Source organism: Xanthomonas sp. CPBF 426, from assembly GCF_903989465.1.
Classification (GTDB): domain Bacteria; phylum Pseudomonadota; class Gammaproteobacteria; order Xanthomonadales; family Xanthomonadaceae; genus Xanthomonas; species Xanthomonas euroxanthea.
In genome coordinates this window covers 2,540,822-2,554,703 of sequence record NZ_LR861805.1, presented here as the reverse complement: position 1 = coordinate 2,554,703, position 13,882 = coordinate 2,540,822, and the positions used below count along the sequence as shown (strand labels likewise).

The following is a 13,882-nucleotide window of genomic DNA, read 5'->3' as shown; positions in this document are numbered from 1 at the left end:
CATCGGTCATACTGATGCGCTCGATGTCAGATCGCCCGCCATGCCCTATACGCCCATCGTCGCCACGCTCGGTTACCTGTTGTCGCCGGACGGCACCCAGGTCCTGATGATCCATCGCAATGCCCGCCCCGGCGATCAGCACCTGGGCAAGTACAACGGGCTCGGCGGCAAGGTGGAGCCGGATGAAGACGTGCTGGCCGGCATGCGCCGCGAAATTCGCGAAGAGGCCGGTGTGGAGTGCGGCGACATGCAACTGCGCGGCACCATCAGCTGGCCGGGCTTCGGCAAGCATGGCGAGGACTGGCTGGGCTTCGTGTTCCTGATCCACAGCTTCGAAGGCGAGCCTCAGGCCTCCAACCCGGAAGGCACGCTGGAATGGGTGGCGATCGACCGCATGGACCAGGTGCCGATGTGGGAGGGCGACCGCAATTTCCTGCCGCTGGTCTTCGATGGCGACCCGCGCCCGTTTCATGGCGTGATGCCGTATCGCGACGGACGCATGCAGTCGTGGACGTACTCGCGCGTCTGAGTGGCGATCCGGTCAGGTGCAGTCGTCAGGCGAGCGCGGCCGCAGCCGGATGGCCGCCGGTGTCTTCTTGCGCCTGCGCACTGTTTCTTGTCTTCCCTAGACCGTGTAGTTCGGTCAGTGACGGCAATGCACGCAGGACAAGGTTGGCGAGCGCAAGCGCAAGCGGGCGTTGCACGCTGTGGCCACATGCCGGTCGCATTCGTCTCCACGCATTTCTCCACACCCGCTGTGGATGGATCCTGCGCAAGTCTGTGGACAACTGCGCGCGCGCCTTGCGGCGTAAGGCCGCCACGTCGGCTGGTGAAAATTTCGCCAGCCGTGCTTACTGCGCGGTCCAGCCGCCATCGATGGCGATCGCCTGCCCGGTGATGTTGCGCGCGGCATGCGACATCAGGAACGCGACCGTGCCGGCGAGTTCGTCGTAGTCGATGAAGGCGCCCTTGGGCATCGGCTTGAGCATCACATCGCGGATCACCGCCTCTTCGGCGATGCCGCGCGTGCGCGCCTGGTCGGCGATCTGGCGCTCCACCAGCGGGGTGCGCACGTAGCTCGGGCACAGCGTGTTGACGGTGATGTCGCAGTCGGCGGTCTCCAGGGCGATGACCTTGGCCAGGCCGACCAGGCCGTGCTTGGCGGCGACATACGCACTCTTGTAAGGACTCGCGACCAGCGAGTGGATGCTGCCGATATTGACGATGCGCCCGTAGCCGGCCGCACGCATGCCGGGCAGGACCGCGCGGCCGAGCCGGGCGGCGCCGGTCAGCATCACATCCACCAGCAAGGCCCAGCGCTGCATCGGGAAGTCCTCCAGCGCCGACACCTGCTGCAGCCCGGCGTTGTTGACCAATACCTGTGGCGCACGCGTCGCGCTTGCCAATGCCTGCGCGATGCTGTGCTCGTCGGTGACGTCCAGCGCCAGCGCTTCGGCCGAGCCACCGGTCGCGCGCAGGCCCTGCGCCGTGCGTTCGGCCGCCGCCAGGTCCATGTCGCTGACGATCAGGTGGTGGCCGCCGGCAGCCAGCTCGGTGGCGATACCGGCGCCGATGCCGCTGCCTGCGCCGGTGATCAGGATGCTGCGCTTCATGCTGTCCTCGTCGTTGATCGTGCCCGGCCGGACCGGCCGCGTCGACCGCCAGACTAGCCCATGGCGCGAAACGGTCGCCTGCATGGCGTGCGCGCGTTACCCTTTGCGCCTTGCACTTCTCAGGTTCCGCATGAAACGCCATTTCTCGATGCTGCGCGATTTCCAACTGGCGGACTGGTTCACCCTGGCCAACGCCTTCTGCGGCACCGGCGCGGTGTTTGCGTCGATGCGCTTCCTGCAGGAAGGCCATCGCGGCGACCTGCTGCTGGGCATGGCGCTGATCCCGCTGGCGTTCGTGTTCGATGCGCTGGACGGGCACGTGGCGCGCTGGCGCAAGGCGTCCTCGACCCTGGGCCGCGAGCTGGATTCACTGGCCGACGTGATCTCGTTCGGGGTGGCGCCGGCGGCACTGGGCTATGCCTGCGGCATGCGCGGCGGCTGGGATTGGCTGGTGCTGAGCTATTTCGTCTGCTGCGGCGTGAGCCGGCTTGCGCGCTACAACGTCACCGCCGAAGAGATCGCCGGCGAGGCCGACAAGGTGCCGTACTTCGAAGGCACCCCGATTCCCACCAGCCTGCTGCTTGTGATCCTGCTGGCGGTGGCCGCCAGCAGTGGCCATATCGGCCAGACCTTGTGGTGGGGCCAGTGGCAGCTCGGGCCGTGGCAGTTCCACCCGTTGGTGCTGCTGTTTGCGGTGTCCGGCTCGCTGATGATCAGCAAGACGTTGCGGATCCCCAAACCCTGACCGGTACAGCCGGGCGCACGCGGTAGGATGGCTGGTGGACAGTCACGGGAAGGGATCATGGCAACCAGCGGTTCGGACAACGGCAACTTCGAAGACAAGGCGCGCCAGTACTGGAGCGCCTGGGGAGATGCCATGCGCCACGGCCAGTCCGGCGCCGCTGCGCAGCCCGGCGCCGTTCCCGGCATGGGGCCGGGCACCGAGCCACCGCAGGATTGGCGCAAGGCGATGGACTGGTGGTCGCAGCTGCTGCCCACCCAGGCCGCACCGCAGGCGCAGGAGGCGATCGACCGCTTTCGTCATCAGGCCGGCGACTGGTTCGGCACCATGCAGCAGGTGGCCGCGCAGTTTGCCGGGCGCGACACCTCGGCCACCGAGGTCTCCGAGGCCTGGCGCCGTGCCGTGCAGGGGCGGGGCGAGCAGCTGATGCAATGGACGCTGGGCTCGCTGCGTGGCGGCAGCCCGGGCGGCTTCGACCCGTGGCTGCAGGACGCCGCGCAGGCCCTGGCAAAGTGGCGGGAGGAAAACGCGCCGTGGCTGGACATGCCGGCGTTCGGCCTGAACCGCAATCACCAGGCGCGCCTGCAGACGCTGGCCCGTGCGCAGCAGGAATACCAGGCGCAGTCGCAGGCCTATGGCGAACAACTCAAGTCGGCCATCGAGCAGGCATTCGGGCGGTTTGCCTCCAAGCTGGGCGAGCACGAAAGCAGCGGCAGTCAGCTGACCAGCGCGCGTGCCTTGTTCGACCTGTGGATCGAGGCTGCCGAAGAGTCATATGCCGACGTCGCGCTGTCCGACCAGTTTCGTGAGGTGTACGGCGGCTTTGCCAATGCGCATATGCGCTTGCGCGCCGCGCTGCAGGAAGAAGTGGAGCAGCTGAGCGAACGTTTCGGGATGCCCACGCGTTCGGAGATGGACGCCGCGCACCGCCGCATCGCCGAGCTGGAACGTGCGGTGCGGCGCCTGCTGCGCACCGCGGCCAGCCCGGCCGGCAAGCCCGCTGCAGCGGCGGCTGACCCGGTTGCGCCGGCCACGGCCAAGCGCGCCCCGGCAGCCAGGGCGGACACTGTGCCCCAGCCGCCGGCCGCCAGGAAATCGCCGGCGAAGACCGCCCCAGGCAAAGACACGAAAGACACGAAGGTGTCGAAAAACACCTCCAGGCGTTCCGGCGGCACATCCCCCGGCACGCCGGCCGCACGCAAGCCACGGGGAGCGCAGGCATGAAAGGCCCGTTAGGATTCAGCGCCGAAGACCTGATGCAGGAAACCCTGTCGATGCAGCGCAAGCTGCGCGAGGGGCTCAAGCTGTTGCCCGGCGTGGAAGACGTGGATTACGGCGTGACCGAGCGCGAGGAAATCTGGCGCGACGGCAAGGTGGTGCTGTACCGCTTTGTCGGCGAGCAGGCGCCGGTGGCCAGGACGCCGCTGCTGATCGTCTACGCGCTGGTCAACCGCCCCTACATGGTCGATCTGCAGGCCGACCGCTCGCTGGTCAAGGGCCTGCTGGGCCACGGTCAGGACGTCTACGTGCTGGACTGGGGCTACCCGGACCGCTCCGAGCGTTACCTCACCCTGGAGGACTATCTGCTGCGCTTTATCGACGGCGCGGTGGACCACCTGCGCGCGCAGTCGGGGCTGGAGGCGGTCGATGTGCTCGGCATCTGCCAGGGCGGCACGTTTGCGCTGTGCTACGCGGCGCTGCAGCGGCCGAAGGTGCGCAACCTGATCACCATGGTCACGCCGGTGGATTTCCACACCCCCGACAACATGCTCTCCAACTGGGCGCGCATGGTCGATGTGGATCTGTTCGTGGACACCATGGGCAACGTGCCGGCGGATCTGATGAACGCCAGTTACCTGATGCTCAAGCCGTTCCGGCTGAACCTGCAGAAATACGTCGGCTTGCTCGACATCCTCGACGACAAGCAGGCGCTGGAAGATTTCCTGCGCATGGAGAAGTGGATCTTTGATTCGCCCGACCTGGCCGGCGAGGCCTTCCGCGAGTTCGTCACCCAGTTCTATCAGCGCAATGGCCTGGTGACCGGGCAGGTACGCATCGGCGGGGAAGCGGTCGATCTGCAGGTGGTGGACATGCCGGTGCTCAACATCTATGCCGAGCACGATCATCTGGTGCCGCCGGATGCCTCGCGTGCATTGCGCGGCCTGGTCGGCAGCGACGACTACACCGAGCTGAGTTTCCGTGGCGGGCATATCGGTATCTATGTCTCCGGGCGCGCGCAGCGCGAAGTGCCTGTGGCGATCCACCGTTGGTTGCAGGAGCGGGGCGGCAACGCGTGAGGCGAGTTCGCGTTGCGCTGCACGTGAGACCGGACGCTGCAGCCATCACGACGCGCTGTCGCTGCGCTTTCTAGACTGGGCGCCACGTTCGAAGGAGCCTTCCATGGCCACGACCACCGCATTGTCCCGTTCCCTCAACGATCGCATGATCGCCGGCGTCGTCGGCGGCATCGCCCGCCGGTTCGGCTGGAGTTCCACGCTGCTGCGCGTGCTGTTCGTGATCGTGTCGATCGCTTCGGCCGCGTTTCCCGGCATCCTGGTCTATCTGATCCTGTGGCTGCTGATCCCCAACCAGGCCGACTGACGCCCGGCCGGCGCGGGTGGTCCGCGCTGCATGTGCTCGGCGCGGTGTGGACGCTGCCCAACACCGTGCTCGGTCTTGCGATCGGTGCCACGGGCAGTTGCTTCGGCGCGCGTCCGCGCTGGTCCGGTGCGGAACTCGCAGTCGTGTTCCATGCCTGGCCATGGGGGCCGGGCGGGGCGATGACGCTGGGCAATGTGATCCTGCTCAAGGGCGCCTCGCTCGACCTGCAATGCAGCACCTATGCGCATGCCGCCGGGCATTGCCGGCACCCGCCGGTACGCCTGGGCGATCATGAGCGGGCCCATGTCTATCAGTACATGCTGCTCGGCCCGCTGTTTCTGCCGGTGTATTTCCTGTGCGGCGGCATCCACGTACGCAATCCGCTGGAACGGGCAGCCGACGGATATGCGCTGCATGGCCACGGCTGGTGGCCATGGGCGGCTCAGCGCAAGCGCGAGAAACCGAACAGGTCCGACAACGGGTGAGGCCTGCCTTCCAATTGTGCGCGCAGTAACCCCGCACCGATGGCGCTATAGGTGATGCCGTTGCCGCCATAGGCCATGGCGAACGACACCCGCGGCCCATGTTCGGGATGCGTGCCGAAGAACGGCAATCCATCGGCGGTTTCGGCAAAGGTGCCGCCCCAGGCAAATACCGGGCGCAAGGTGATATCCGGCATCGTCTGGTGGATTTTCTTCAGCAGCGTTTTCAGCTTGCTCATGACACGCGCATCGCGACGCGCGGGAAGATCGACGCTGTCGTCTTCGCCGCCGGCCACCACGCGTCCATCCGGCGTGCTGCGCAGGTAGAGATAGGGCCGCGCGGTTTCCCACATCATGGTGTGCTTGAGCGCGCCCATGTCGCTGTCGTGCAGGGGTCGGTCACGAATTCGTAGCTGCTGCGGTTGCGTGCCACGCGCTGCGACAGCCACTGCTGGTTTCCATAACCCGCGGCCAGGATGACGTGCCGGGCGCGCAGCGTGACCCCCTCCTGGGTGCGCAATTGAACATGCTGGTCATAGGGTGTGATGGCGGCAATCGTGGTGCGGTCGTAGATGCGCGCGCCGTAGTGCTCGCCTTCTGCAAACAGGCGGTAGCACAGCCGGTACGGGTCGACGCCGGCGGCCAGGCGGCTGAGGATGGCGCCCTCCGAGCGCACGCCGTAGTTGTGCCACAAGGGTGCGCGCTCGATCCATTCCACCGGAAGCTTGTGGGTTCTTCGCGTATCCAGTTCGCTGCGCAGGTCGTTGAGATCCCGTGACCGGCTCGCATAGTAGAGACTGTCCTGACGGCTGAAGTCGCAGCCGCCCAACGTATTGCAAAGGCCTTGCAGGTCGAGGATGGCTCGCGCGCATGCCCCGTATGCCAGCGCGGCGGCCGGCATGCCGTAGTGGTTGGCCAGCGCGATCATCGGCGTATCGATTTCGTACTGCAGCAAGGCAGTGCTGGCCGACGTACTGCCCCAGCCGATCTCGCGCTGCTCGACCACCACCACTTCGTGCCCGTGCTTGAGCAGTTCGTGTGCGATCAAGGCGGCGGTGACACCGCCACCGACGATGGCGACTTCGCACTGGATGTCCTGCTCCAGACGCGGGTAGGCGCGCATCAGCCCGTTGCGGATCGACCAGAACGGGTAGCCACTTTTGAGGTCCATGCGGTGTCGTACGTGCGGGCGGAGCGCAATTGGACGGGCAGGCCGGGTGAAGCGGTCGTGCAGGCGCAGGCCTGGGTGCGGCGGTCACCAAACCGCAAACAGCCGGCGTTAACCTGCGTGGAAAGCTCCTCACGGCACGGTCGTTATGCTCGCGCCACTAACGTAGTCACAGTTGTTAACGAGGGTGTGGGCATGTCGATCGTTCTGTATGTCGGTGGCAGCAAAGATGGCGACAAGGGTGTTGTGCCTTACGGGTTCAGCAAGTCGCGTGCAATGACCGACGCCGGGCCGGAGATCTATGTCGAGCGCATGGTGCCGCTGAAGGACGTCGGCAAGATCCGCGTGATGGCGCTGGAGTCGCTGCACGAGAGCATCCTGGTCGAGCGCGCTGCCACCCACTACGCCGGACGCGCCAGCTGAGCGCGGCCAACCGGGCGCCGCCGCGTACAGGCTGACGGGCGTACCGGGAGCCCTGCACCAGCAGGTATCGCTCCGGGCTGCAGCATGCAGCCACGTCCGCGCGGAGACGTCGTGACATCAAGCCAGCTACTTCAAGCCTGGGCAGTCACTTCAGTGTGCGCCGGCACAGGTTTACGGTGATCCTGTCAACGGGTTCCCGCGGCGGGCCAGCACTGCGAAAATGCTTTTTTCAGTGAAGCGGCTTTGGCCGCGCCGCCATGCACGATAGCCAGCTTGCCCAGCAGATCGCTCGCACCATCGCCGACGAGATCGGTGCCCAACCCGCCCAGGCGCGCGCCGCCATCGCCCTTCTCGACGAAGGCGCCAGCGTTCCGTTCATTGCCCGCTACCGCAAGGAAGTCACCGGTGGGCTGGACGATACGCAACTGCGCAATCTGGAAACGCGCCTGACCTATCTGCGCGAGCTGGAAGAACGGCGCGCGGCGATCCTGGCCAGCATTGGCGAGCAGGGCAAGCTCAGCGACGAATTGCGTGGTGAGATCGTGGCGGCCGACACCAAGTCGCGGCTGGAAGATCTGTACCTGCCTTACAAGCCCAAGCGCCGCACGCGTGCGCAGATCGCGCGCGAAGCCGGCCTGGAACCGCTGGCCGATGGCCTGCTGGCCGACCCGAACCAGGCGCCGGAAGTCGCTGCTGCTGCGTTCATCGACGCAGACAAGGGCGTGGCCGATATCAAGGCGGCGCTGGAAGGCGCACGCGCCATCCTGATGGAGCGCTGGGGCGAAGATGCCGCCCTGGTGGGCGAGCTGCGCAGTTGGTTGAACGACAACGGCGTGATCCGCGCGCGCGTTGCCGAGGGCAAGGAAGAGGCCGGCGCCAAGTATCGCGATTACTTCGATCACGCCGAAGCGCTGTCCAGGATTCCCTCGCACCGCCTGTTGGCGCTGTTTCGCGCGCGCCGCGAGGAGTTCCTGTACCTGGACCTGGAGCCGGGCAACGATGCCGAGGCCGGCCATCAGTACGCCGAAGGGCGTGTGGCGCGCAACGCCGGCATCTCCAACCAGAACCGCCCGGCCGACCGCTGGCTGCTGGATGCCTGCCGGCTGACCTGGCGCGCCAAGCTGCACATGCATCTGCTGCTGGACCTGTTCAACCAGGCGCGCGAAAAGGCCGAGGCCGAGGCGATCGCCGTGTTCGGCGACAATCTCAAGGACCTGATGCTGGCCGCGCCGGCCGGCCCGCGCGTGGTGCTGGGGCTGGACCCCGGTATCCGCACCGGCTGCAAGATCGCCGTGGTCGATGCCACCGGCAAGCTGGTGGCCACCGAGACGATCTATCCGCATGAGCCCAAGCGGCAATGGGACCAGTCGCTGCAGACGATCAAGAAGCTGTGCCTGCAGCACAACGTGGAGCTGATCGCGATCGGCAACGGCACTGCCAGCCGCGAAACCGACAAGCTGGCCGGTGAGGCGATCGCGCTGTGCGGGGCGAGCAAGCTGCAGAAGATCGTGGTCAGCGAAGCGGGGGCGTCGGTGTATTCGGCGTCCGAATTTGCGGCCAAGGAGTTCCCCACCCTGGACGTGTCGCTGCGCGGCGCGGTGTCGATCGCGCGACGCCTGCAGGACCCGCTGGCCGAGCTGGTCAAGATCGAACCCAAGGCGATCGGCGTGGGCCAGTACCAGCACGACGTGGACCAGTATCGCTTGGCCAAGGCGCTGGAAGCGCGCGTGGAAGACTGCGTCAACGCGGTCGGCGTGTACGTCAACACCGCTTCGGCGGCGTTGCTGTCGCGGGTGTCCGGGCTGTCGAGCACGGTGGCGGAAAACATCGTGCGCCATCGCGACGACAACGGCCCGTTCAAGCGCCGCAAGGACCTGCTCAAGGTGCCGCGTCTGGGCGAGAAGACCTTCGAACAATGCGCCGGCTTCCTGCGCATCGCCGATGGCGACGAGCCGCTGGACGTCTCGGCGGTGCACCCGGAAGCCTATCCGGTGGTCGAGCGCATCGTCGGCAGCACCGGCAAGCCGATCAAGGCCTTGCTGGGCGACGGCAGCTTTCTGCGCGGACTCAAGCCGGAGCTGTTCACCGACGAACAGTTCGGTGTACCGACCGTGCGCGACATCCTCAAGGAGCTGGAAAAACCCGGCCGTGATCCGCGTCCCGAGTTCAAGGCCGCGCAGTTCGCCGAAGGCATCGAGGACATCAAGCACCTCAAGCCCGGCATGGTGCTCGAAGGCGTGGTCAGCAACGTGGCCGCATTCGGTGCGTTCGTCGATATCGGCGTGCACCAGGACGGCTTGGTGCACATCTCCGCGTTGTCGGACACCTTCGTCAAGGATCCGCGCGATGTGGTCAAGGCCGGCGACATCGTCAAGGTCAAGGTGCTGGAAGTGGACGTGGCGCGCAAACGCATCGCACTGACCTGCCGTCTGTCCGACACGCCTCCACCGGCCGATGGCGCAGCCCAATCGCGCGATCAGCGCGGCAGCGGCGGCCCGGGGCAGGGCAGGCGCGACGGTGGCGGTGGACGTGGCCCGGCACAGGGCAACAACAAGCCACGCATCACTGCACCGCCGGCCGACAACGCGCTGGCCGCCGCATTCGCACGCGCCAAGCGCAGCTGACCCGGCGTGCCCGGCGGCTGTGCTGGCATGGCTGGGCAGTGTAGATAGAACCGCTCGCAAGGCGGTGGGTCTGCTGCTGCGATTGGAGCGTGCGTGGGCAGGCTGATCTGCAACTGGCTGCTGGGTCCGTGGCCTCCGACCACCGCGGTGCGCCCATGCAGATACGATCAGTCGTAAGGCGACTGATCCGGGGCCTTGCTGCAGGGCCCTTGCCCGCCCACCCCCGCAGGACACGCCGCAAGGACGTCCTTGTAGGCTCTTACGCGGCATCCATGCCGCGTGAGGTCCCGCGACGGCGGGCGGGCAAGGACCTGTCGGGATGGTCGATGTGTTTTGTTGCAAACAGCGCTGGTTGACCACGCTGTTTTATTAGCCGTTTCCAGGCGACCTCACGCCTCGCTGCGTACCGCGCGCGTCGGCAAGATCAGGCGTTCGATCAGGTCGACCAAGCCGGGCGGCTCCACCGGCTTGCCCATATGCGCATCGAATCCGGCCACTACGGCGCGGTCGCGGTCTTCTTCGCGCACATAGGCGGTGAGGGCGATCGCGGGGATATGCCGTGGCAGGTCGGTGCGACCGGAGCGCACCGTGCGGATCAGGTCGTAGCCGTCGCGCATCGGCATGGCGATATCGCTGACCAGCACGTCGAAGGGTGCCTCTGCCAGGCATTGTTCGGCTGCCTCCACCGAGCCGGCCGCTTGCACCTGCGCGCCGGCCAGCATCAGGAACTGCACCACTGCCTCGCGCGAATCTTGGTCGTCGTCGACCAGCAACAGGCGCACCCCATCCAGGCGCCCGAGGCAGTCGCTCGGCAACGGGCCGACCTGCAGCGACCCGGACGCCGCCGGCCGCAGATCGCTGACCCCGTGCTGGAACGGCAACACGATGGTGAAGGTCGCCCCCTTGCCTTCGCCCGCACTGGATGCCCCCAGGCTGCCGCCGTGCAGATCGACCAACTGACGCGAGATCGACAAGCCCAGCCCCAGCCCACCGACGCGGCGCGTGGTACCGGCATCGGCCTGCCGAAAACGGTCGAACACGTGCGGCAGGAAGTCGGCTGCAATCCCGATGCCGGTGTCCTGCACGCATAGCCGCAGCCGCTCGTCCTCGATGTCCAGCGCCACCCGCACCGTGCCACCGGGCGAGGTGAACTTGAGTGCGTTGCTGAGCAGATTGGTCAGCACCTGCTGCAGGCGCCCGGCATCGCCGAAGAACCACAGTTCGCCTGCATCGGGCGCATCCAGTTCCAGCGCGATGTCGCGCGCCAGTGCGGACGGCTGCATCAGTTCCACCGTGCTGCGCATCAGTCCTGCGATATCGAAGTGCTCTGCCTGCAGGCGGATCTTGCCGGACAGGATCGCGCTCATGTCGAGCAGGTCGTCGATGATCTGCGTCTGTGCACGCGCACTGCGCTCGATGATGATCAGGCCTTTGCCCACATTGGCCGGATCGAACACCTCTGACTGCATCAACCGCGACCAGCCGAGGATGGCGTTGAGCGGCGTGCGCAATTCGTGGCTGAGCGTGGCCAAAAACTCGTCCTTGACCCGGCTGGCATGCTCGGCCTGGCTGCGTGCGGCGGTCTCGGCTTGCAGCGATTGCTTGAGCTTGGCGTCCACGCGCGTGCGCTCGATGACGATGCCGGCCAGATGCGATGCAGAGCGTGCCATTGCCTGTTCGCGCAGCGAGGGCAGGTGAGCACGATCGTAGTAGATGTTGAGCGTGCCCAGCACCTGACCGTTGCTGTCCAGGATGGGCGTCACGCAGCAGGCGACGATGCCCAGTGCCGACGACACCGCATGATGGTCGCTGAAGCTGGGGTCGGCCTGGATGTCCTCGCAGATCACCTGCTGCCCGAGGTAGGCAGAGCGCGCGCAGGGCGGCCCGTTCAGCCCGATCGGCGAGGCTTCGAAATGCCCGCGGTACTCGATCGGAAAATGCGGCGCCGAGCCGAAGCTCAGCGTTTTTCGTACCTCATCGAGCACCATCACCGCGCAATACAACGTCGTCTCGCCACGCGCTTCCACACTCGATGCGATGGCATCCAGCACCACCGGCAGCGGTGCGCCGGTGGTGATCAGGCTCAGGATGGCGCGGTCGGAGGCGGTGGCATCTTCGATGTGCTTGCGTTCGGAGATATCGGTCAGCGAACCGATGTGGCCGAGAAAACGTCCATCGCTGGCGAAGTGCGGCGATGCGGTATCGATGCACCAGCGATACTGCCCATCGTGACGACGCACCCGGTACTCGGCCAGGAACTCGCCACGTTGCGCCAATGCCTGCCCGAACGCATGGCGTACGCGCTCGGCATCGTCGGGATGCATCACATCCCACCAGCCCTGATTCATCGCCTGGTCTTCGGCCTGCCCGGTGAAGTGGTACCAGCGCGGATTCCAGTACACGCAGTCACCCTGCGCATCGGCCATCCAGATCATTGCCGGCACCGTCTCGCACAAGGCGCGGAAGCGCACTTCGCTTTCGCGCAGCTGTTGCTCGAACGCACGACGGTCATGGATGTCGGTGTAGGTGCCGATCCACTCGCCGATGCTGCCGTCGTCGCCGCGCACGGGCAGGGCGCGCGCCAGGTGCCAGCGCCTCTGGCCATCGTGGCGTTGCAGTTCGCACTCCATTTCATAGGCGCGCTCGCCATCGACTGCCAGCGCCCAGGCCTGCGAAGACACCCGCAGGCCATCGGCGGTATGCGCCCGATGCCATGCAGCGGTCTGGTTGTCTGAAGGATCCAGTCCGGTGTATTCGTACCAGCGCCGATTGAAGTAATGCGGCTGACCCTCCCGGTCGGCGATGAAGATGATCTGCGGCAGCGTGTCGGCCAGTCGGCGCAGCCGCGCTTCGTTGGCGGCCAGTTGCTGCTGTGCCTTGGCGCGTTGCATGGACTCCCAGCAGCGTGCAGCGACCAGGCGGACCAGTTCGATCTCGGTGGACAACCATCGCCGCGGTGCGCGCTGATGCACGCCGATGGCCGCGACCAGGCGGCCGTGTTTGTGCAGCGGAATCGCCAGTGATGCGCGCAGGCCTGAGCGGCGGTACTGCTGGGACACATAGTCCGGTGCACCGGGCGCCATCGCATCGGTGGTGAACCAGGGGCGGTTTTCCAGCAAGGCGTCGCGCAAGCCCTGTGCCACTTCCAGCGGAAAATCGCCCTGCAGGCTCGGCATGTCCTGCACATGGTCGCTGATCACGTGCATGGTCCTGCCGTCGGCCGCCGCCAGGCCAAACGCGCAGCGATTGACCTGCAGATGTTCGCCCAGCAATCGCACACTGGTATCGATGATCTGGCGCGGATCGGAGACGTTCTGCAGCGCGTCTTCGAGCATCAGCAAGAAGCTGTCGCGACTGGCCACGCTGCGTTGCTCGGTGACATCGAATCCGTGCACCAGGATCGCGTCGATGCGGCCATCGCGCTCGCGCATGGGCTGATACAGGAAATCCACGAAGGTCTGATCCAGCACGTTGCCGGGCCTGCGCTGCAGATAGGCCGCCATCGATTCGCCGATGAAAGGACGGCCGCTGCGTCGCACCTCATCGAGCAGCTCGACATAGCCCTGGTCGGCGAGTTCCGGCATCGCCTCGAGCAATGGACGGCCAAGCAACGGACGGTGGCCGACCAGGTCGTGGAAGCGTTGATTCGCGTTTTCGACGATATAACCGGGGCCACGCAGCACCGCCATGAAGGCCGGCGACTGATCGAGCGCGGTGGACACCGCTGCAGGCTCGGCCTCGCTACGGATCCGTGTCGCAACAGGGGCGGGCGTGCCGGCGACATACAACATGCCCAGACGTTCGCCGGCCTGCAGGATCGGGCTGCACGACCACGCCGACAGCGGCAATGCCGCATGCGGATGCGCACCGTGGTGGTCGGCTTCAGCGGTGTCTGCAAGTTCCGCCAATGGCTGGCCGAATGCTGCCGGGTGGCGCTCGCCCAGCAGCGCGATGCAGGCATCGTTGTAGATGCAGCGTGCCTGGTCGCCCCAGACCAGCAGCATCGGAACCTGCGCGTGCAGGCACACCGAGAGGGTCGTCCGCAGCGCCTGGCTGTCGCGCAGCAGCGGATCGGCGGCGCATGCGGACGACGACAATAATCCGGCGATCTCGCACGTTTCCGGCAGCAGACCGGCAAACGGCGACACGACGCTATCCATTGGGTGACCTGCCCATCATGCCTGGATGCACGATTCTAGTGGCAAGCGGGCTGTAGGCGAGGGGTTTGC

General features: G+C 66.4%; 10 protein-coding genes and 1 pseudogene. 8 read left to right on the top strand and 3 right to left on the bottom strand.

The annotated features are described in order from the left end of the window. Nucleotides 1-40: 40 nt before the first annotated feature. A complete protein-coding gene (locus H7A87_RS10930; protein ID WP_104582543.1) occupies nt 41-529 on the top strand; it encodes an 8-oxo-dGTP diphosphatase in 489 nt (162 codons plus the stop codon). Between the two features lie 322 nt (nt 530-851). Here H7A87_RS10930 and H7A87_RS10925 read toward each other — a convergent pair whose 3' ends face one another. Then, entirely contained in the window at nt 852-1,613 is a 762-nt protein-coding gene (locus tag H7A87_RS10925; RefSeq protein ID WP_119128868.1) for a 3-hydroxybutyrate dehydrogenase, read from the bottom strand. 82 nt (nt 1,614-1,695) lie between these two features. Here H7A87_RS10925 and H7A87_RS10920 point away from each other — a divergent pair, with 82 nt between their 5' ends. From H7A87_RS10920 to H7A87_RS10900, 5 genes are all read left to right on the top strand, one after another. Beyond that, a complete protein-coding gene (locus H7A87_RS10920) occupies nt 1,696-2,358 on the top strand; it encodes a CDP-alcohol phosphatidyltransferase family protein (RefSeq protein ID WP_180497015.1) in 663 nt (220 codons plus the stop codon). 54 nt (nt 2,359-2,412) lie between these two features. Next, nucleotides 2,413-3,579, top strand: a complete 1,167-nt coding sequence (gene phaE, locus H7A87_RS10915) for a class III poly(R)-hydroxyalkanoic acid synthase subunit PhaE (protein WP_119128869.1) — start codon at nt 2,413-2,415, stop codon at nt 3,577-3,579. Next, on the top strand, nt 3,576-4,652 hold the full coding sequence (locus H7A87_RS10910) for a class III poly(R)-hydroxyalkanoic acid synthase subunit PhaC (RefSeq protein WP_119128717.1): 1,077 nt from the start codon (nt 3,576-3,578) through the stop codon (nt 4,650-4,652). The genes phaE and H7A87_RS10910 overlap by 4 nt, the downstream gene beginning before the upstream one ends. A gap of 103 nt (nt 4,653-4,755) precedes the next feature. After that, nucleotides 4,756-4,956 carry a PspC domain-containing protein gene (locus H7A87_RS10905; RefSeq protein ID WP_016904409.1) on the top strand — a complete coding sequence of 67 codons (201 nt, stop codon included), beginning with the start codon at nt 4,756-4,758 and terminating at the stop codon, nt 4,954-4,956. Then, complete coding sequence (locus tag H7A87_RS10900; RefSeq protein WP_180497014.1) at nt 4,953-5,441, top strand: hypothetical protein; 489 nt, start codon at nt 4,953-4,955, stop codon at nt 5,439-5,441. Before H7A87_RS10905 ends, H7A87_RS10900 begins: the two co-directional genes overlap by 4 nt. Here H7A87_RS10900 and H7A87_RS10895 read toward each other — a convergent pair. Continuing rightward, nucleotides 5,399-6,561, bottom strand: a pseudogene (locus H7A87_RS10895) (FAD-dependent oxidoreductase). The gene H7A87_RS10900 and the pseudogene H7A87_RS10895 sit on opposite strands and share 43 nt — an antisense overlap. A gap of 240 nt (nt 6,562-6,801) precedes the next feature. On the opposite strand from H7A87_RS10895, the gene H7A87_RS10890 reads away from it, so the two are divergent. Together H7A87_RS10890 and H7A87_RS10885 are read left to right on the top strand one after the other, a co-directional pair. Continuing rightward, entirely contained in the window at nt 6,802-7,029 is a 228-nt protein-coding gene (locus H7A87_RS10890; RefSeq protein ID WP_016904406.1) for a hypothetical protein, read from the top strand. Between the two features lie 257 nt (nt 7,030-7,286). After that, nucleotides 7,287-9,653, top strand: a complete 2,367-nt coding sequence (locus H7A87_RS10885) for a Tex family protein (protein ID WP_119128719.1) — start codon at nt 7,287-7,289, stop codon at nt 9,651-9,653. A gap of 389 nt (nt 9,654-10,042) precedes the next feature. On the opposite strand, the gene H7A87_RS10880 is transcribed toward H7A87_RS10885, so the two are convergent. Beyond that, the gene (locus tag H7A87_RS10880; RefSeq protein ID WP_119128720.1) at nt 10,043-13,813 is read right to left on the bottom strand and encodes a PAS domain S-box protein; all 3,771 of its coding nucleotides are present in this window, start codon (nt 13,811-13,813) and stop codon (nt 10,043-10,045) included. Between the last annotated feature and the right edge of the window lie 69 nt (nt 13,814-13,882).

Coding starts and splice junctions, on each gene's coding strand:
- H7A87_RS10930 (WP_104582543.1), top strand. CDS start 41: ATGCCCTATACGCCCATCGTCGCCACGCTCGGTTACCTGTTGTCGCCG.
- H7A87_RS10925 (WP_119128868.1), bottom strand. CDS start 1,613: ATGAAGCGCAGCATCCTGATCACCGGCGCAGGCAGCGGCATCGGCGCC.
- H7A87_RS10920 (WP_180497015.1), top strand. CDS start 1,696: ATGGCGTGCGCGCGTTACCCTTTGCGCCTTGCACTTCTCAGGTTCCGC.
- H7A87_RS10910 (WP_119128717.1), top strand. CDS start 3,576: ATGAAAGGCCCGTTAGGATTCAGCGCCGAAGACCTGATGCAGGAAACC.
- H7A87_RS10905 (WP_016904409.1), top strand. CDS start 4,756: ATGGCCACGACCACCGCATTGTCCCGTTCCCTCAACGATCGCATGATC.
- H7A87_RS10890 (WP_016904406.1), top strand. CDS start 6,802: ATGTCGATCGTTCTGTATGTCGGTGGCAGCAAAGATGGCGACAAGGGT.
- H7A87_RS10885 (WP_119128719.1), top strand. CDS start 7,287: ATGCACGATAGCCAGCTTGCCCAGCAGATCGCTCGCACCATCGCCGAC.
- H7A87_RS10880 (WP_119128720.1), bottom strand. CDS start 13,813: ATGGATAGCGTCGTGTCGCCGTTTGCCGGTCTGCTGCCGGAAACGTGC.